15 protein-coding genes are annotated in these 20003 nt (G+C 38.9%); 8 read left to right on the forward strand and 7 right to left on the reverse strand.

Going from position 1 to position 20003, the window contains the following annotated elements; genetic code table 11:
* Positions 1–126: 126 nt before the first annotated feature.
* Positions 127–2979, forward strand: coding sequence for a bifunctional [glutamate--ammonia ligase]-adenylyl-L-tyrosine phosphorylase/[glutamate--ammonia-ligase] adenylyltransferase (glnE, locus tag DS885_RS14450; RefSeq protein ID WP_113820125.1), 2853 nt, complete (start codon positions 127–129; stop codon positions 2977–2979).
* A 62-nt stretch (positions 2980–3041) separates the two neighbouring features.
* On the opposite strand, the gene lpxL is transcribed toward glnE, so the two are convergent.
* Positions 3042–3965, reverse strand: a complete 924-nt coding sequence (gene lpxL / locus DS885_RS14455) for an LpxL/LpxP family Kdo(2)-lipid IV(A) lauroyl/palmitoleoyl acyltransferase (protein ID WP_113820126.1) — start codon at positions 3963–3965, stop codon at positions 3042–3044.
* 124 nt (positions 3966–4089) lie between these two features.
* Here lpxL and DS885_RS14460 point away from each other — a divergent pair, with 124 nt between their 5' ends.
* Entirely contained in the window at positions 4090–6363 is a 2274-nt protein-coding gene (locus tag DS885_RS14460) for a diguanylate cyclase domain-containing protein (RefSeq protein WP_113820127.1), read from the forward strand.
* On the opposite strand, the gene DS885_RS14465 is transcribed toward DS885_RS14460, so the two are convergent.
* The 3 genes from DS885_RS14465 to dnaB form a co-directional block, all read right to left on the reverse strand.
* The gene (locus tag DS885_RS14465; protein ID WP_113820128.1) at positions 6352–7779 is read right to left on the reverse strand and encodes an AMP-binding protein; all 1428 of its coding nucleotides are present in this window, start codon (positions 7777–7779) and stop codon (positions 6352–6354) included. The genes DS885_RS14460 and DS885_RS14465 overlap by 12 nt on opposite strands.
* Complete coding sequence (gene menC, locus DS885_RS14470) at positions 7773–8792, reverse strand: o-succinylbenzoate synthase (RefSeq protein ID WP_113820129.1); 1020 nt, start codon at positions 8790–8792, stop codon at positions 7773–7775. Before menC ends, DS885_RS14465 begins: the two co-directional genes overlap by 7 nt.
* 63 nt (positions 8793–8855) lie before the next feature.
* Positions 8856–10259, reverse strand: coding sequence for a replicative DNA helicase (gene dnaB / locus DS885_RS14475; RefSeq protein ID WP_113820130.1), 1404 nt, complete (start codon positions 10257–10259; stop codon positions 8856–8858).
* Positions 10260–10563: 304 nt separating this feature from the next.
* On the opposite strand from dnaB, the gene plsB reads away from it, so the two are divergent.
* The 6 genes from plsB to recQ all read left to right on the forward strand — a co-directional run bounded on the left by plsB (position 10564) and on the right by recQ (position 17814).
* Positions 10564–12879 (forward strand): glycerol-3-phosphate 1-O-acyltransferase PlsB, encoded by a 2316-nt coding sequence (gene plsB, locus DS885_RS14480; protein ID WP_181817776.1) that lies wholly within the window; start codon positions 10564–10566, stop codon positions 12877–12879.
* A gap of 8 nt (positions 12880–12887) precedes the next feature.
* Positions 12888–13283, forward strand: a complete 396-nt coding sequence (locus DS885_RS14485; RefSeq protein WP_113820132.1) for a rhodanese-like domain-containing protein — start codon at positions 12888–12890, stop codon at positions 13281–13283.
* Positions 13276–13911, forward strand: a complete 636-nt coding sequence (locus DS885_RS14490; protein ID WP_113820133.1) for a YigZ family protein — start codon at positions 13276–13278, stop codon at positions 13909–13911. Before DS885_RS14485 ends, DS885_RS14490 begins: the two co-directional genes overlap by 8 nt.
* Positions 13912–13914: 3 nt before the next feature.
* Positions 13915–15372 carry a TrkH family potassium uptake protein gene (locus DS885_RS14495; RefSeq protein WP_113820134.1) on the forward strand — a complete coding sequence of 486 codons (1458 nt, stop codon included), beginning with the start codon at positions 13915–13917 and terminating at the stop codon, positions 15370–15372.
* 3 nt (positions 15373–15375) lie between these two features.
* Positions 15376–15912: a menaquinone-dependent protoporphyrinogen IX dehydrogenase gene (gene hemG, locus DS885_RS14500; protein WP_113820135.1), complete on the forward strand. Its 537-nt coding sequence runs from the start codon at positions 15376–15378 to the stop codon at positions 15910–15912.
* Positions 15913–16011: 99 nt separating this feature from the next.
* Positions 16012–17814 (forward strand): DNA helicase RecQ, encoded by a 1803-nt coding sequence (recQ, locus tag DS885_RS14505; protein ID WP_113820136.1) that lies wholly within the window; start codon positions 16012–16014, stop codon positions 17812–17814.
* A 15-nt stretch (positions 17815–17829) separates the two neighbouring features.
* Here the strand turns inward: recQ and DS885_RS14510 are convergent, their stop codons facing one another.
* The 3 genes from DS885_RS14510 to DS885_RS14520 form a co-directional block, all read right to left on the reverse strand.
* Complete coding sequence (locus DS885_RS14510; protein WP_113820137.1) at positions 17830–18792, reverse strand: metal-dependent hydrolase; 963 nt, start codon at positions 18790–18792, stop codon at positions 17830–17832.
* A 133-nt stretch (positions 18793–18925) separates the two neighbouring features.
* Positions 18926–19279, reverse strand: a complete 354-nt coding sequence (locus tag DS885_RS14515) for a hypothetical protein (RefSeq protein WP_113820138.1) — start codon at positions 19277–19279, stop codon at positions 18926–18928.
* A gap of 261 nt (positions 19280–19540) precedes the next feature.
* Positions 19541–20003, reverse strand: a 463-nt coding sequence (locus DS885_RS14520) for an META domain-containing protein (RefSeq protein ID WP_220149715.1), incomplete at its 5' end; no start/stop codon positions are given.

The raw sequence follows: 20003 nt of genomic DNA on the forward strand, positions 1-20003 counted from the left end.
CAACATTATAATAATGCGGTGTTTAAATTAGTTTTCAATGATTAAATGTTGAAAACTACTGATCGGTTTCAAAACAACTGTTAAGTTAATATTAATTGCTCATTAAACCTTTCTTTTAGGTACTTTATGTCTTTATTAATAGAAACTGCGAACAAGCATCTGCAACAATTAAGTGAACGTCTTGACCTGTCTTTTTTAACTGCACAACAAAAACAACAACTCACTGAACTATGTGGGTTAAGTGATTTTGTGGCTGAATCATTAATAAAGCAACCTAGCCTACTCGAAATACTATTTAACAGTGAATTATTAATCACTGAAGATAGAAAAGTAGTGATAGAAGCCGAATTGCAAGCGCAATTAGCCAAGGTGCAATCAGAAACTGAGTTACATCAGGTATTACGCTTATTTAGACGTAAACATATGTTGGTCATTGCTTGGCGTGAATTGTTAAACATAAGCACACTGCAAGAAAGCTTACAGCAGACCTCCTTTTTAGCTGACCAACTGATACAACAAAGTGCAGATTGGTTATATACATTACAGTGCAAAGAGCAAGGAACACCGATTGGTGAGTCTGGTGAGCAACAACATTTATATATCTTTGCAATGGGTAAGTTAGGTGGGCAAGAGCTTAACTTCTCCTCTGATATTGATCTTATTTTTGCTTACCCAGAAAAAGGACATACTCAAGGTGGGCGCAGAGAGATTGAGAATCCGGTCTTCTTCACCAAATTAGGTCAGCGTTTAATTGCCGCATTACATCAAATCACTGTGGATGGTTTTGTGTACCGTGTGGATATGCGTTTACGTCCTTTTGGGGAGTCAGGACCTTTAGTCTCTAGTTTTAATTCTTTGGAAGATTATTATCAAACTCATGGTCGGGAGTGGGAACGTTATGCCATGGTTAAGGCGCGAGTATTGGGTAAAGAAGGCGCAGATAAAACCGCGTTAATGGCGATGTTACGTCCTTTTGTGTTTAGGCGTTATATCGATTTCAGTGCCATTGATTCTTTACGAAAAATGAAAGCAATGATCAGTGCCGAAGTGCGTAGAAAGGGCTTAAAAGACAATATTAAACTAGGAAAAGGAGGGATTCGCGAAATTGAGTTCGTGGTACAAGCCTTTCAATTGATCCATGGCGGTAGAAATATCGAATTACAGTGTAAAGGCTTAGAGCAAGCTTTACAGGTAATTGCTGATTTAGACATCTTGCCTCAGCAACGTGTCGATTGTTTATTGAAGTCCTATCGATTCCTACGTGTGGTGGAAAATGTACTTCAGGAAATAGCCGATCAACAAACCCAAACATTGCCTGCTAATGCGCTGGATAAACTTCGTTTAATCAAGGTACTTGATTTTTCTGATTGGGACAGCTTTTACACTCACTTAACGGAAGTGATGGCAAAGGTTAACCATGAGTTTAATTGGGTGGTGGGTGAAGCGGACGAACAACAACATCAAGCTGAACAAGCCTTTGTTGAGGTATGGCAATTAGATCTGGATAGTCAGGAGATGGTGTCTTTATTAGCTGAAAACATTATTGAACAGCAAGTGACAACCGAGCAGGTACAGGCTTTTGCTAAGATGATTGTATCACTTAAGCATGATATGAGTCGTCGTCCAATCGGGCCAAGAGGGCAAGAGACGATTGATAAACTATTACCGCGAATTATCTCTTTAATATGTGAGTATCCTCAGCCTGACCAGTTGTTTGAACGCATCCATCATCTACTGATTAATATCATGCGTCGAACTGCTTATTTAGAGTTATTAAATGAGAATGAAGGAGCATTAAAGCAATTATTAAAACTATGCTCTGAAAGTTATCGTGTCTCTGAACAATTGGCTCGTCATCCAATTTTATTAGATGAATTATTAGACCCGGCGAAGCTATATCATCCCACTGCTTTAGATAGCTATCGCAGTGAATTACAGCAGTTTATGTTGCGTATTCCAGGTGAGGATATGGAACAACAGATGGAAGCGCTACGCCAGTTTAAACAGATGCAGTTTTTACATATTGCCACTGCAGATATTGCCAAGGGCATTAAATTACCACAGGTTAGTGATCATCTGACTGCATTAAGCGAAGCAATATTGGACTATGTCGTGCAGATCGCTTGGGCACAAATTACTGATAAATTTGGCTTTCCAAGTAATGTTGAAGGTACTGATCGTAAAGGTTTTGCTGTCATAGCTTACGGAAAAATGGGCGGGCTTGAGTTAGGTTACGGATCCGATCTTGATGTCGTGTTTTTACATGATACACATATCGCTGGTGAGACCAATGGTCGTCGTCCTATTGATAACCGCTTATTCTACTTCCGTTTAGCGCAGCGTATTATCCACTTGTTTAGCTCGCGCACTAATTCAGGAACATTGTATGAAATTGACATGCGTTTGCGTCCTTCAGGTAATGCCGGCCCATTAGTAGCAGGGTTAGAAGGATTTAAACGATATTTATTGGAAGAAGCATGGACGTGGGAGCATCAAGCCTTAGTACGTACTCGACCTGTTTTTATTGATCAAGAGATGTTAGCCGAGTTTAATGCTATTCGTTGCCAAGTCTTAAGTCAGAAGCGTGATAGAGAGAAATTGAGTAACGCTGTAACAGCAATGCGCAATAAAATGCGTGATCATTTAAATAGAGCAACAGCTGGGCAGTTTGACTTGAAACAGTCGCCAGGAGGTATGGTTGACATTGAGTTTATTGCGCAGTATCTCGTCTTAGCATATGCACACCAACATCCTGAATTACTTACAAAATGGTCGGATAATTTACGTATTTTTAATGCCTGTAGAGAAGCGGAGTTGTTAACCGAAAAGCAAGCGACACAATTGAGTGATGCCTATTGCCATATACGTGATACCGCCCACCGATTAACGTTAGGGAAAGAGGCTCGTGTTACGGTAGTAGACCAATTTGTTGAAGAAAGAGAATGGGTAGTGGGTATTTGGAAACAGCTTTTCAATTAGCAATAATAAAGTATGTTGATTGAACCTAAAGCTAACTGTGTTGGTTAGCTTTAGGTGACTGGCTACTTATAAAACGAGGCTTCACCTTCAGGTCGGGTTTTAAATCGACGGTGTAACCACATGTATTGATCATCACACTCTTTTACCATTTTTTCAATTTCTTGATTGGTACGAGTGGTATCGACAATCACATCATTACTTGGGAAGTCCACAAGTGGCGGGTTAAAGATAAGCTCGTAGCCTTCAGCCCCTGGTAAGCGCTTTAAAAATAAAGGAATGACCACGCTATTTTTGACACGAGCTAAAGTACTGGTACCTGAAACTGTATTGGCTTTTTCTACATTAAAAAACGGCGCAAAGACACTACTTTTATGTCTTCCGTAGTCATGATCGGGTGCGTACCATAATGATTGACCCGTTTTTAATACGCGTAACATGGCTTTGAAGTCTTTACGATCTAACATCGCTTTATGTTCACGACTTCTACCTCGATAAAACCAATAATCTAATACTTGATTGCTGTTTTTTCTATAAACTGGATAACATGGATGTACCAGTCCTAATGCTCGGGCTCCCATTTCTAAGGTTAAAAAATGCGCGCCTAAAAAGATAACTCCTTGATCTTGTCGCATTGCATGTTCAAGATTATCTAATCCACGTACGCTTATCAGGCCGCGCACTCGCCAAGTCGGCCAAAACCATGCCATGCCCATTTCAAATAAAGCGATACCCGTATTTTCAAAATTGGCTTTCACCTTGGCATCAATCTCTTCTTCGCTTAGATCTGGAAAACAGAGTTCAAGATTACGACGTGCAGTATGGAAACGCTGTTTCGCAAACGGAATCGCTATACGACCTAAAAACTTGCCTAATTTAAGCAGGGTAGAATAAGGGAGTAATGAAGATAAAAATAAAGCTGAAATGCCTACCCAAGATAACCAATATCGAGGGTGAAAAAAACTCGGTTTTAAAGTGTATGCTTCCATAAATTACTCTCTATTTTCAGGAGGGTTTATTCTACCGATTATTACTCCAAATGACTATTTGGTAGCAGAAAATTTTAAGTACGTTAGTATATACCCCATTTTATTTTAATTATTTAGGTTTAAAATGTTGAGAGCAAAGCGTTTTTACTTTTTTGATTTTATTTTTGTTAGCACAATGATGGCGCTAATTGTTGCTATTTTTATCATTATGTCAGACGATGAAAGCCAAAGACAACAACGCAAATTAGTTGAAAGAACAGTATATAACAGCTTCACATCGACACTGGCTCAAGCTAAATCTAACGCAACACTGTTATTCGAATTACAATACAGTGACCCAGCCATTATTACACTGTTGGATCAAGCCAATAAGGTACAAGATTCACCCGAAAACTTGCAAAGAATAAACCAAGTACTTGCACAACATTTACAACCTCAGTTTGATATCAGTAGTAAAAAATTTCCCTCTCAACAAATTTACTTAACTAATAGTCGGTTATTACTTCATTTTGATAAGCAGGGACCTAATACTGAGACAAAAGCGAATAATAGAATTGGCTTAGAAAATGTGATTGAAAATCATAAACCTTCTTTTGGTTTATCTTTAAAAGCAGGACGTTACGTATACCGTTATTTTTTCCCGGTATTTAATCGAGCGAATGAATTTATTGCCATTGTGGAACTGTCGCTGCCATTAGCTAAAATACAAAACTATTTAGCCGATGGTAGTGAAGTTAAGTCGCAATACCTATGGGCTAAACGACCTCTATTAGCGTTAACACAAAAAAATAATGTGTATCAAAATACCCCTTTATCGAAGAGCTTTTTAATTAGCTTGAATCAACGTCATGAAAATACTGATAAAGCAACCTTATCGGCTAATGACCTAGAAAAATTAAAACAGAGCTTTAATGCCGATCAACGCGCTAAATTATTACAGTTGAAAAAATTCTCCTTTAATACATCCATTAATGGACGTAACGGTGTTGCGGTCTTTATGCCGATCAGTAATGTATATGGTTATCATGTTGGTGGCGTGATGACGTTTACGCCAACTTTGAAGTTGTATATCTCCACTACAGAATTTAATGTGATTACGGTTATGTTGGCTTTATTGTTACTGGTTATTTTCCTGTATATATTGCGGAAATCGAATCATTTATACGAAATTAAAGCTTCATTTCAGCGTTTTTTAGATGCGTTACCTTTCCCTATTTATCTGAAAAATAACAATAATCAATATTGTGGTACTAACACGGCATTTCACGAATTCTTCTCTGTGAGTAAGCAGAAGTTATTTCGCCGTGATGCTAGTTATGACCATAAAATCGAAGACTTTAAGGTCTCAATGTCAGATGTCGAAGATGCCGATGGTTATCTCGCCATCGAGTCGGATCAGATTAAAGGAGATGAAGACCTTACCTATAAAATGTATTGTTTTGCTATGGCAGAAAGAGGTATGCCTAAACAGGGTTTTGTTGGTTATATCAATGATATAACCCGATATAAGTTACTTAATAAACAATTAAAATCCTCGTTATTTGATCAATCTCAGTTTATGGATATTTTACCTTTTGGAGTAAGGATCTTTAATTTAGAAGGGCACGTGACTTTCGTTAATAAGGCATTAAGGGCAATTAATGGAGGCAAAGTTACTGAGTTTTTAAGTAGTGAATGTGAAGCTGTATTTAGTTGTATGGAGTGCCACACTAGTGTTTGTGCATTACATAAAAGTAGAATACTAAAAAACACACAACGGGTTGAAATTATTAAACATAATGAGCAAGGTGAAGCCTTAACCTATGAGGTGAGTTACCACCCTTATTATACGGTTGATAAAAAGATACAAGGTGTCGTGGAGCTCACTAATGACATTACTATTAACAAGTTATTATTAGATAGAAACCATGCGTTAATGCTGACCGATGAATTGACTGGTGTATTGAATTACCGTGGACTGCTTAATGCGGGTGAAAACTACTTTAGATTGGCTGAACGTGCTAAAAAGCCCTTTTTTGCTTTGTATTTAAATATTGTAGGGCTCAATAAAACAAGTGCTGAATATGGTGAACAAGCGAGTCAAAACCTAATCGTTGGTTTTGCTGATATTTTAAAAGAGACTTTCCGTGAAACAGATATTATCGCTCGTACGGGTAATGATGAATTTGTAGTGTTAATGAATGACAGTGAATATCAAATCCTTGATCCTGGGAAATTTCTGCGTTTAGATGATGCAATTCAAACATTTAATATGCAATCAAAGGTGGATTATCGTTTGATTGTTGATACGGGGATTATCGAATATAAAAGTACAAATCATCATGCTTTATCGGAATTAATTAAAGATGCCGAGCAAATCGTTTATGAGCAATCAATTAAACGTGGTTTAAATAATTAAACCCTGTGTTGTGAGTACTTTTATAAATTCAGCTTTAGGCACTTTGAGCCTGTGGCTGCATTCTGAACTTGGCCAAGCAAGGTAATGGTCAGGCTGCTTAAAGCGTGTTAGATGTTGCTTGAGATACTGCTTTAATTGTTCGCAGTATTGCTCAAAGTGGATTAGATTAGCATCAGAAAAGGCTATAAATACTGCCATTCTTTGTCCATATTGTGCATCTTTAATTGGCACAATATAGGCTTTTTCCACGTAGGGTACTTGTAAACAGAGTGCTTCAATCTCTTCCGGTTGAATATTCTCACCGCCACTAATAAATTGCCTATCTTTCCTACCTGAAATAATTAATTGATCACCTTTAAGTAGCCCACAATCACCACTGCTTACCCAGCGTTTAGGGTCTATCTTGATTAATTTATTATCTCGAAAATAGCCAATAAAGCGTGTGGCTCCTCGAAAGTAGATTTGTTCGTTGTGTATTTTAACTTCTCGATAGGGCAATACAATTAACTGGTTATTATTAGTAGATGTCGCTACTTGTGAAGCCATTTCAGTACAGCCATAACTGAGATGGTAGGTAAAACCTAGTACAGCTAGGGCGGTTAATAGCGACACCGAAAAAGCACTGCCCCCTAATAAAATGTGTTTAAGTGTGCAGCCTTGAGCAGAGAAATGAGGATCTTTTAATAGTCGTATTAACTGAGTGGAGACCAAGGAAAGGTGAGTTATCTTTCTGCTAGATAACAGCGGATAGCTAAGATCTTTGTTGCTTAAATCTAGCGTTGCCCCTGCAATTATAGTGCGCATAACGGTAGCATAACCACTTATATGATAAAGCGGTAGCGACAGTAAGTTGCGATCACGAATCTGAAGTGAAATAGATGATTGCGAACCCAACGCACTAAAATAATGATTGCGATAATGGTGCACAATGGCTTTAGGGAAACCACTGCTACCTGAAGTGAAAATGATATTAGTGGGCTGTAAAGGGTTAATCTTTAAGGGGCTTAATGGCTTTATGTTTTTTTTGCAAAAACTCAAGTCAATATTAAGGGAATTTAATAGATGGTGCCGAGAATTATCTTCTACCCAGCAGTAAGGACTATTTAATATATTTAAGCGCAGCTGTATTTCTGACTCAGTAAAGCTTGGATTAAGTGGACAAAATAACCAACCGAGACGCACACATACAAGCTGTAGCAGCAATAATGGTATGTCATTGTTAGCAATACACACCAATCTGATAGGGGTTGAAGGTTCAGAGTCGGTTACCTGTTTGCTGAGTTGTTCTGCTAAGTGAGTTAATTGGATATCTAGTTGTTGATAACTTATCTGCTGTTGATCATCCTGTATTGCGATGGTTTGCCCGTGATTTATCGCTTGAAAGCGCACAGGGCAGTGGTTTTCAGTGATTAGCATAATTGCTCAGCCTCTTTTAAATAAGACTCAAGTTGAGAAACTTCATCCAGCTTTCTATCCCGAATTTTAAGTGTAAAGGCTTGCCTTGTATCTAAACCTAATGAGAGTTTAACTTGCTTATCTTGTTGCCAGTGATTTGCCAAGTGATGGAGTTGATTCAGTGCAATAGGCGATTCAAAACTGGAGCTGATACTGATTTGTAGTTTTTGCTGTTGTGCTTGCGTTAATAAGTGGCTAATACGTTGTGGATCGCCTATTAAACTAGGTTTGATAACGAGTGCCTTAATGCAGTTTTCTGTTGGGATTTTTATTGTTTTAAGCAAGCTTTCATCTAATGCTAAGTGGCTATCATACTGTTGTGCAATAGCCATGTTATTGGCCATTGAATTGGTTGGTTCTTCAATATAATCAATGTGTTGTTTATCTATTGAAGAGATAAACTCACTGTATTGCTGTGTTGTCCATTGTTGATTGGCATCTAACCTAACGCGCAGTATTGGGTTTAGTTTGATTAACTGTTTAACCAGTTTGACCTCTGTTTTGACCGCCAATCTTGCTACTTTTAGTTTAATGATATCTGGTTGATTTAAGGACTGATAACGTTGGATGATCTGAGTCGGATCGCCTTGTAATAATGGGACACTTTGCGTCGTGCTATGGTGTTCAGCTGTTGTATATGGCGTAGCCTGTAGTAAACAATGCAAGGCAAATTGTATACTTGGAAAAAAAGATAATAGTTCGACTTGGTGTTGATTGATGCTGGTGGTATTTAATAAAGACAATAGAGAAGTTGTACATTCCTCTAATGTTTCGTGGCTAAATCCTGGTAGAGGAGCCACTTCACCTATTCTGATATTTTTATCCGCAGTACGCTGAACCAACCACAAACCTTGGCGCTGAGTCAGTCGCTGACCTTTAAAGTTAATTGCTTGTTCAAAAGGTAAGGAAAAACGGTACAAGCTTAAGGAGCGATTGGTTCGGTTGAATAGTTGTTTAAGCTTGCCTATCTTCATGATTAACCCCTTTATCTTTAACCCAGTTATACACTGGATTGAGTTAAAGGGGATTGATAAGGATCACTCTTCGCCGTGATAGGCGGTTCCGGTGTAATCATCAAAGCGTGAGTAACGACCTTGGAAGGTTAAACGTACTTTACCGATTGGACCATTACGTTGTTTACCTATGATGATTTCAGCAATGCCTTTATGTTCACTGTCTTCGTGATAAACCTCATCACGGTAGATAAACATGATTAAATCGGCATCCTGCTCAATTGCGCCTGATTCACGTAAATCTGAGTTAATTGGGCGTTTATCGGCACGTTGCTCTAGACCACGGTTTAGCTGTGAAAGGGCAATAACTGGACAACGCAACTCTTTGGCTAAGGCTTTCAAAGAGCGCGATATTTCCGAGATCTCTAGGGTACGGTTTTCACTTAATGAAGGTACACGCATTAATTGCAGGTAATCGACCATGATCATGCTGACACCACCGTTATCACGGGCAATACGACGTGCACGCGAACGTAGTTCAGTAGGTGTTAAACCAGAGCTATCATCAATGAACATTTTACCGCGATCTAATAAAATAGACATAGTAGAAGAGAGGGAAGCCCAGTCATTTTCATCCAGTTGACCAGTACGGATTTTACCTTGGTCGATGCGACCTAGTGACGCCAACATACGGTTCATGATCTGATCCGCTGGCATCTCAAGTGAGAAGATGATTGTTGGTTTATCTGCATTTAATGCAGCATGTTCAGCTAAGTTCATAGCAAAGGTGGTTTTACCCATAGATGGACGTGCGGCAACGATGATCAAGTCACCAGGTTGGAAACCTGTGGTCATTTGGTCTAAATCGTTATAACCCGATGATAAACCTGTAATACCATCACGCGGGTTTTTACATAAATCATCAATTTTAGCGACCGTCTCTTTCAAGATATCTTTGATCGCTTGTGGACCTTCATTTTGGTTATTACGCGCTTCTGCTATCTGGAATACTTTAGTTTCGGCAAAGTCTAATAGCTCTGAACTATTTCGTCCTTCTGTATCATAGCCCGCTTCCGCAATATCATTAGCAACACCAATTAACTCTCGGACAATGGCTCGTTCACGCACGATATCCGCATAGTTGTTAATATTAGCTGCACTAGGAGTGTTCTGTAATAGTTCAGCAAGGTAGGCAATGCCACCTATGCCTTCTAACTCCTGCGTATTTTCTAGCTTTTCAGATAAGGTAACGATATCCACAGGGATATCATCACTACTGAGTTTTTCAATGGTTGAGAAGATCAGGCGGTGTGCGCGTGTGTAGAAGTCACGGTCTACAACACGTTCGGATACATCAGACCAAGTATCGTTATCTAATAATAAACCACCGATCACTGCTTGTTCTGCCTCAAAGGAGTGGGGCACGGTTTTAATAGGTGAGTTCATGGTGTTATTTTTTTGTTTGGTAAACGCTGGCTTATCCGCCATATTTAAATCCTAACGAGTGAAATTGATAAAACAGGATATTTTATGCAAATGTATAGGGTCAGAGTCAATGGATTTAGCGCTAAACTGCGTCTTTAAATCTGCTACTTTTTAGCTTTACTAAGAGAACTCATGTGCATAAATTATTGTTGAGTACTTTAACAAATAGACTGGCCTGGGTCATCATTTAGCTGTGCATTACTATGATTGATTTGTTGCTTATCGCAGAACTAGTTCACCTGTCTATACGCATTATTTGGGTGTGTTAAACTGGTTGGATAATAGATTAAGGGTACAAGGAAAGTATGTGTTAGCCAAAGGGACTATTTGGTCGAAGATAAGCAATCGTTTTTGGGTCAGCAGTAAGGTGGTGCCGAACAACCCATTAAGTACATTAGGAATAGATGCTTCGCGTCCAATTATCTATGTCTTGGAACAAAATAGCAGTAGTGATTTACTCGCATTGCAAAAAGCTTGTCAGCAAACAGCGTTACCGGATCCATTCCAAATAATTACTATAGCGGATCAAGTGCTCTCTGCTGTGATCTATTTACATGATAATTATTGGTTTAAAAAGGCCGAGCTAAAACAACAGCAAAGCAATTACCTTAATCAATACCAACAGTTATTCAGCTTATATCGTGCAGATAATGATTTAGCAGTACAACTTGTGCCTGTGACCTTTTTCTGGGGAAGAAACCCAGGCAAACAAACATCTAGACAAGCCTTTTCAGGACACACTAACATTAGCCGTTGGCATAAAGCCTGTTTGATGATGGTGGCCGGACGTGATCACTTAATACGCTTTAACCCTCCAATTTCAGTAAGTGCGTTAATAAAAGATCATAGAAATACTGATAGTAAACAACAAGCCTACCAGTTAGCTAGGGTTGCGTTACATTATTTCAGAGCACAACATAGATCGACGCGTGGCCCTGCGATCCCTAAACGCAAAAAAATCATTAAGCAAGTGCTTGAAAGTGAACAGTTACAACAAGATATTCAACAATACAGTGCTAATACAGGGATGCCAGAAACACAAGTCTCTGAGCAGTGCGAAGCTTATTTACAAGAAATAAGCAGTCAGTTTTCCTATCGACTTTTACGCTTTTTTCGGATTGTGTTAGGTCGTGTGTGGAATGGTATCTATCAAGGTATTGAAGTTAATAATGCACAAGCAGTGAGGGCTGCGACTCAAAGTGGAGCGGAAATCGTATATATGCCTTGTCACCGAAGTCATATGGATTACCTCTTACTTTCATATCTATTATTTGAAGAAGGTTTAATGCCTCCGCATATTGCAGCCGGAGTGAATCTTAACTTTTTTCCTGCTGGTGGTATTTTTAGACGCTCTGGTGCATTTTTCTTACGCCGTACTTTTAAAGATAATCCTTTGTACGGAAAAGTATTCAAAGCCTACTTTGCTATGTTATTTAAGCAGGGTTACCCCATTGAGTTCTTCACTGAAGGTGGACGTAGCCGAACAGGGCGGTTATTACCGCCTAAAACGGGGTTATTGGCGATGAGTATTGATACTTTTCTCTCGCAACCTCAACGTAATGTGGTGATTGTCCCAATCTATATAGGTTATGACCATATCATGGAAGTGAGTACTTACATGAAGGAGTTGTCAGGGCAACACAAAAAGCAAGAAAACGCATGGCAAGTGATAGGAATAGTTAAAAAACTAGGTAATTTTGGACGCGCGTTTGTGAATTTTGGTGAGCCGATTAATTTGAAGCATTACTTTGAGCAACAAGTGCCTACTTGGCGAGAGGAAAAATTAAGTGAGGGGCAAGTAGCGCAGCAGGTTAACCAGATTGCTACACAGGTGATGCAAGGGATCAACCAAGCCACTGCGGTGAATGCTCTGCCTTTATGTGCTGCCATCTTGTTAGCCAGTACACACCATCAACTTGGTAAACAGCGTTTGTTAACCTTGATCGCTTTGCATCAACAATTATTAGGTTGGTTATCAGATAATAGGTTAATGACTTACCCAAAGGAGCAAGCTGAGCACGTTTATCAACAAGCTTTTTCCCTTAATAAATTCTCAGAGTCTCAGCATGTGATCAGTTGTGATACAGCACAAAGCGCCCATTTGACTTATTACCGCAATACTATAGTGCATCTATTTGCATTACCTTCATTGCTGAGTTTTGTATTAATTAAACTGAGTAATAAGAATAATCAACTTCTTCGTGATGCTATAGAGCCCTTGCTTGCGAGGTTATTACCTTATGTTGAAGCGGAATATTTTTTAGCGCCAGCATCACAACCTTTAGTCGAGAGAGTTAACCTGTTATTAGTGCATTTACAAAGTGTTAATATGCTTCGTATTAAGGGTGATTTTATCGAAATAAGCCATTTATCGTATTTAAAAGTGCTCAGTGCCCATTTAAGTGAGACGCGATTACGTTATCATTGTGTGTTATCGCTATTAGTGGCTGACTTTCAACAAAGTAATGCGGATTTGATATCAGCGAGTAAAATACAATTAACTGAGCAAAGCATCGAACCCTTTGATCAAAAAGTGATTGAGGTGTTTATTAGGCAGCTTGATAGAAAAAGTTTTACAATAGATGCAGCACAGCAGTTGTTAGCGTGTTTATCCGACCATTAGGAAAGAGTATGTTATTAGATGGAAAAGCATTAGTGGCGTCGTTACGCGCTGAAGTCAATGAAGTCGATTGTGCGACAGTTAATCAGTATTTACACAATAAAACGCCTTTGTTATTTATTGATATTAGAGAGCCGGATGAAACTGCTGCAGGCTACCCAGTAGGCAGTGAGTGCATACCGCGTGGTGTATTAGAGATGCAATTATCTACTTTGCCTGCATACCAAGCTTTGATTAGTGATTTGCCTTCTGCTGCTCAATTACCTATCTATCTAATATGCCGCTCCGGTGCGCGAAGTGTGTTAGCAGCTGCCTCTTTACAGAATATGGGCTATCAACAGGTTTATTCTGTGGCAGGTGGTTTTATCGCTTGGCATCAACAAGGGTTGTTGGTTCAAGGTGAATAAACCCTATCTAATTTTAAAAGAAGCGGTATTTTTTCAGGAAGAGATTAAAAAAAGTCGCTTTCTGACGTTTTTACAACCGGCTAAAGGCAAAGCAGAAGCGATGCAGTTTCTTGCTGAGATTAAAGCTGAACACAAAGATGCTCGTCATCACTGTTGGGGATTTATTGGTGGCAGCCCCAAAGACAGTGTAAATATGGGCTGCAGTGATGATGGTGAGCCTAAAGGCACAGCTGGTAAGCCTATTTTAGCGGTATTGCAAGGTACTAATGTCGGTGAAATGGTGGCCGTGGTGGTTAGGTACTCTGGTGGCATTAAATTAGGAACTGGTGGATTGGTTCGTGCGTATAGTAATGGTTTGCAGCAATTATGTCCGGAGATGCCAACAACAGAAAAGCGTTTTTTTGAGCAATTTCAGTTACAATGTAATTATGCGCAAATGGCAACTTTAGAGCATATACTGACAACACATTCAGGACGCCTTATTGACGTTGATTACCAACAATCAGTACAAGCATTAATAGAAGTGGATAGAGAGCAGGTTGCTTTATTTAAACAAAAATTACAATCATTGATGCAGGGACAAGTCATTGCAAAAAAAATTAACAGCGCAACAAATGAATTGGGTTAACTAGTGGCAATTCGTTCAATTATCCGAATTGTAGGTATGCTGATTGGGTTATTTAGCTTAACCATGCTACCACCTGTTTTTATCGCTTACATCTATCAAGATGGTGGCGGTAATGACTTTTTAGCCGCTTTATTTGTGACTTTAGTGATTGCTTTAGTTTTTTGGTTACCAAACCGACGCCATAAAAGTGAGTTAAAGGCCCGAGAAGGTTTTTTAATTGTTGTGCTGTTTTGGGCAACGCTAGGCAGTGTGGGGGCGATCCCTTTCTTGATGAGTTCCAGCGTTGATATGAATTTGGCTACCGCCTTTTTTGAGTCATTTTCAGGCTTAACGACTACTGGTGCCACAACTATTGCTGAACTCAATGACTTGCCTAAGTCGATTCTTTTTTATCGACAAATGCTGCAATGGTTTGGTGGTATGGGGATCATTGTATTAGCGGTCGCGGTACTGCCAATGTTAGGTATTGGTGGTATGCAGTTATACCGCGCTGAAACACCTGGGCCGGTTAAAGACTCAAAAATGACACCGCGTATTGCAGAAACAGCAAAAGCGTTATGGTATGTCTATTTATGTTTAACAGTGGCGTGTATGTTGGCGTTTTGGCTCGCAGGAATGACCCTGTTTGATGCTCTGGGACATAGTTTTTCGACGGTATCGATTGGTGGATTTTCTACCTATGATTCCAGTATGGGACATTTTGATAGTGATGTGATTAATATGATCACAGTGGTGTTCTTGATTATCTCTGGTATTAACTATGCCTTGCATTTTACCGCTTTTTCGGCCAAAGAGTTTAGCCTACGTGTATATCGGAAAGACCCAGAAGTGCGTGCCTTTATTTTTATCCAAATTTTCTTAACTGGTATATGTTTTTGGGTGTTAATGGGCAATGATATTTATAGCACCATTGAAACCACTTTTTCTCATGCGTTATTTCAAGCCGTTTCTATCTCAACAACGGCGGGATTCACCACCACTTCCTTTTCTGACTGGCCGTTGTTTTTACCTGTGTTATTGATTTTCTCTAGCTTTATTGGCGGATGTGCAGGTTCAACGGGTGGTGGATTGAAAGTGATCCGTGTCTTGTTACTAAACCTACAAGGGCAACGTGAATTAAAGCGTCTTGTGCACCCTAAAGCTGTTTATAAAATTAAGTTAGGTAATAAAGCCTTACCAGACCGTGTGGTCGAAGCAGTGTGGGGATTCTTTTCCACCTATGCGTTAGTCTTTATTATTTGTATGTTAGCTTTGTTAATGACCGGAATGGATGAGTTAAGCGCCTTTTCTTCGGTGGCGGCTATGTTAAATAACTTAGGCCCGGGTTTAGGTGATGTGGCATTACACTTTAATGATGTCAGTGATGCGTCTAAATGGATCATGATCATTGCTATGTTATTTGGTCGATTAGAGGTCTTTACTTTACTCGTGTTATTCACACCTGTTTTTTGGAAAAATTAATCTATGTCTACTATTCAAACACCGATCAACACATTAATTATCTATTCCTCTGTGGACGGACAAACACTTAAAATCATTGAACGAATTAAACAGTCCATTGAAGGTGACGTTACTGTGGTCAACATTGATGATAATCCAACTATTGATTTTACTTTATATAACAAGGTATTAGTTGGCGCGTCTATTCGTTACGGTAATTTTAGAAAGAATATGATTAACTTTGTTAATCAGCACCAACAACAATTAGAGGGGTTACAAAATGCATTTTTTGTGGTGTGTTTAACCGCGCGTAAACCTGAAAAAGCAGTACCTGAAAATAATGCTTATATGAAAAAATTTGAGCAATTATCAAGGTGGCAACCACAACACAAAGCCGTGTTTGCAGGGGCTTTATTGTATTCTCGTTATAATTGGTGGCAGACATTACTGATTCAATTGATCATGAAAATGACAGGTGGCAGTACCGATAAAACACAGGATATGGAATTAACGGATTGGCAAAAAGTAGAAGAATTTGCTGAGCGTTTTAATCGCCTGTAAACAGCAAATTTAAGCTGAAATATTTATGCCACTGATTTACAATGTTTGCCCTTTTACCCGCTTAGATGATCAATAGGTTGCTATATTTTGAGTCAGAGTATGACTAGTCCTGCACAAAACGTCTTGTTAGATGTCTTCGGCTACAATCAATTTAGAGATGGTCAAGAAACGGTTATCAATGAACTGATCACAGGGCGTGATGCATTAGTTGTAATGCCTACTGGTGGCGGTAAAAGTTTATGCTTTCAGATACCAGCCTTAGTACGCGAAGGTATTTGTATTGTTATCTCTCCATTAATCTCTTTGATGAAGGACCAGGTTGATACCCTACAAGCTTGTGGTGTTGCTGCTGCTTACCTGAACTCTACACTCTCTTATCAAGAACAGAATGAGATAATTAACGCCTTACACCAGGGCCGTTTAAAGCTTTTATATGTGGCTCCTGAGCGTTTATTACGTCAAGACTTTATTGCGCGACTGCAACATTTACCGATCAACCTTTTTGCAGTGGATGAAGCGCATTGTATCTCTTCTTGGGGACACGACTTTAGGCCTGAATATGCACAGTTAGGCCACCTTAAAGAATACTTTCCCAACACGCCTTTAGTTGCTTTAACTGCAACGGCGGATCATGCCACTCAACAAGATATTTTACAGCGCTTACAACTACAAGATCCATTAATTGAAATCCGCAGTTTTGATCGCCCTAATATTGAATACTTGCTGATTGAAAAATATCGCCCATTAACGCAGCTGTTTAATTATTTAGACCAGCATAAAGATGAAAGTGGCATTATCTATTGTACTAGTCGTAAACGTACGGAAGAGATTGCTGGTAAACTCGCTGCAAAAGGGCTTAACTCTCGTTGTTATCATGCCGGACTACCCCTAGAAGAGCGTCAGCATGTGCAAGATCTGTTTATTAAAGATGAAGTAGAGATTGTTGTCGCAACGGTAGCCTTTGGGATGGGAATTGATAAACCGAATGTACGTTTTGTGGTGCATTATGAGATCCCAAAAAATATCGAATCATATTATCAAGAGACAGGACGTGCTGGACGAGATGGTTTACCTGCACAGGCAATGTTATTTTATGATCCTGCCGATCCTGCGCGTATTCGTAGCCTCTTAGAGAAAAACCCGAATCAAGAACAGTTACGTATTGAGTTACATAAACTTAATACCATGGTGGCCTTTGCTGAAGCGCAAACCTGTCGCCGTCGAGTGGTATTAAACTACTTTGGTGAGTACAGTCCTAAAGCCTGTGGTAACTGCGATATTTGCTTAGATCCTCCGCAAAGTTACGATGCGACTGTGGATGCACAAAAAATATTATCTTGTGTTTATCGTACTGGGCAACACTTTGGTATTACGCATGTTGTTGAAGTATTACGTGGTGCGCAGACAGCAAGAGTGAAAAGCCTAGGGCATGATCAGTTATCAACCTTTGGTATTGGTAAAGATAAGTCCACTGAGCATTGGTTTAGTATCGCCAGACAATTAATCCACTGTGGTTTGCTGATGCAAAACTTAACACGAGGCTCTGCACTGCAGTTAACCGAAGCTGCTCGTACCGTATTAAAGTCTGAACAAGCCTTAATGCTAGCAGTACCACGCTTACAATTAGTGAAAGCCACAGCAAAACAGAAGCGCCGTAGTGTGTCAGCAAATGCAGATAGTAAGTTATTTGCTAAATTACGCCATCTACGTAAGCAGATAGCTGATCAAGAGAACTTGCCTCCTTATGTGATATTCAGTGATGTCTCACTGTCAGAAATGAGTGAAATGATGCCAACTAATGACTCACAATTCCTGTCCATTACAGGTGTAGGCCATATTAAGTTAGATAAATATGGCGAAGAGTTCATCTCTGAAATCAAACAGTATGTTGATACATTATAGCGTTAGCTAATTACTCTAAAAGTGAATGAGCTCTGACAACTTAGACCAGTTAATTTCAGGCTCGGCCATTTTCTGTGATATCACCGGTTGCCATTGCGCTTCATCCTCAGCCAAGCTAAAGGAAAAAGGATAATAAAGCGTTAACCCCACACGTAGGTCCGTTGCAATCAACTGACTTTCCTGTTTAGTAAATTGCAGTAAACCGCTACTAAACCATTCTAAACGTTGTAATTCATCAGAGTTAAAGCCATTTAATAATTCACGTCCAGTATCAAAAGCTTGCCAAGTTAGTGGTTGTTGATTAAAAGCATGAGTAAAGCTAACGTAAAAGCGGTCTTCTTGGTAACTCAGGACACGCCATATTAATGTATTAAAGGGGGTTGGTGAAATGAAGACCTGACCATTCTGTGCAATTGGATCTTGCTCTAACTGGCTGTTAATTTGCAATCGTTGTACCTGTCCTTGTATTAAGTACAAGCTGCTCACTAGTAACATAAAGGCGTTAATTTTCTGCCATTTAGGAGACCGAAAGTTAAGCCATAAGCCGATAATCCCAAATAGAAGTGGCAGGGTGTATAAAGGGTCAATAATAAAGATACTGGACCAATTAACAGGCGGAATATTGATTGGCCATAATAACTGAGTGCCATAAGTGGTAAACGCATCCAATAATGGGTGTGTTATTAATGGGAGAAAAATGACGAGAAATAAAGATTTTTTATGTTCAGATAAAGTGGGCCTTATTAAAAGCGCTAACCAATAAATAAGTAGGCTGAGCGCAGTTAATACAAATAGAGAATGACTAAAGCCGCGGTGAAAGGTGAAATCTTGAATAGCTGTTTGGTAATTTAATAATACATCTAAATCTGGAAGAGTGCCTAGTAGGGCTCCTGCGATTAACGCTTTACGCCCAAAGGGCTTGATACCGACTAAACCTGCAACACTAGTACCTAACGCTATTTGAGTGATTGAATCCATGTTTACTCTTTAAATAACAGCTAAAAATCTAGTGTAATACAAACCAGATTAAGCACAAATCAAGTTGGCATAAAATCCATGATATTGCCTTATTATTTTGTTTACTTAGCCTTGTGTTATGTTTGCTATTTAGTTACTTAAAGTCATTTAAGCGTGTTAATACCTCATTAAAAACAATAGGAGCAACGCTTTTTTCAATCTCAGTTAAGCTTTTCTTTTTAAATATTTCACTGAGAAATGCACATAAATAAGTTAAAGGCGCATGCGCAAATAATTTTGGGTTAGAGAGGTAATCATTACCTCGGTGACTCATCCAAGCTGCGTTGTCCTCTTGATCCATAAAGTGACCACGTAAGATAACCTCTTGTAACTTTTCTAATAATTGGTGGTAATCAAAATAATCGCTTTCAAAGTCGACTTTATAAGATGCGATTAGATTAATTGTGTCTTGTTTAGGTAAGTTATTAAGTTGATGTATATTGCTCATTTTCGGGCTCCTCATTGTACGGTTTTAAAAAAGTACGGTTTTAAAAATTCGATTTATCAATGTGGTCTAAAAATTAGCATATTTTTATGACGTATTTGTTATTCAAGGTGGCAGTTTTAGAGATTGATGAACTGTATGCGTTTCTTAGTAAAAAAATGTGATTAAGGTCACCGTTACTTGATAGAAAGTCTGTAGAGGAAAGGTGTTTAGGGTATGAAATGATAGCCGACTGTTTAGTAAACAACCGGCTTACAGCATCAATTAATTAACTGTTTTAAGTAATTGGTAAGTTAAAGAGTGTTTATTATTACCAATAATTAAAGAGTCTTGATCAACCATCACATTTGACCAATCACTCAGTACACTGGTGACATCCATCTCAACGCCATTTTTTAGTTCATCACACATCTTACGAGTGTTAGCCATATCAGTAATACGTAGTTGATTATCACTAAATTCTGCTTTACCAATGAAGTTGTTACAGCCTAGGTTACCGGTACTTTTGTTTTGTGGGTCGATAGTAAGTGTACTATTGATCACTGTGGCTAACTGAATATTATCAACATGAGTTAATTTCCAGTTATGTTGCAATTGTTCTATTTTTACTTCTTGTGGAATGATTTGTGTTTCTGCAGTACAAGCACCCAAGATTACACTACTCAGTATTAGCGTAATCGCTTTAACAGTTTTCATAATATTTAATCCATTTAATATGTAGATATTG

It is taken from the genome of Psychromonas sp. B3M02, from assembly GCF_003318165.1.
In the GTDB taxonomy this organism is placed as follows: Bacteria; Pseudomonadota; Gammaproteobacteria; order Enterobacterales; family Psychromonadaceae; genus Psychromonas.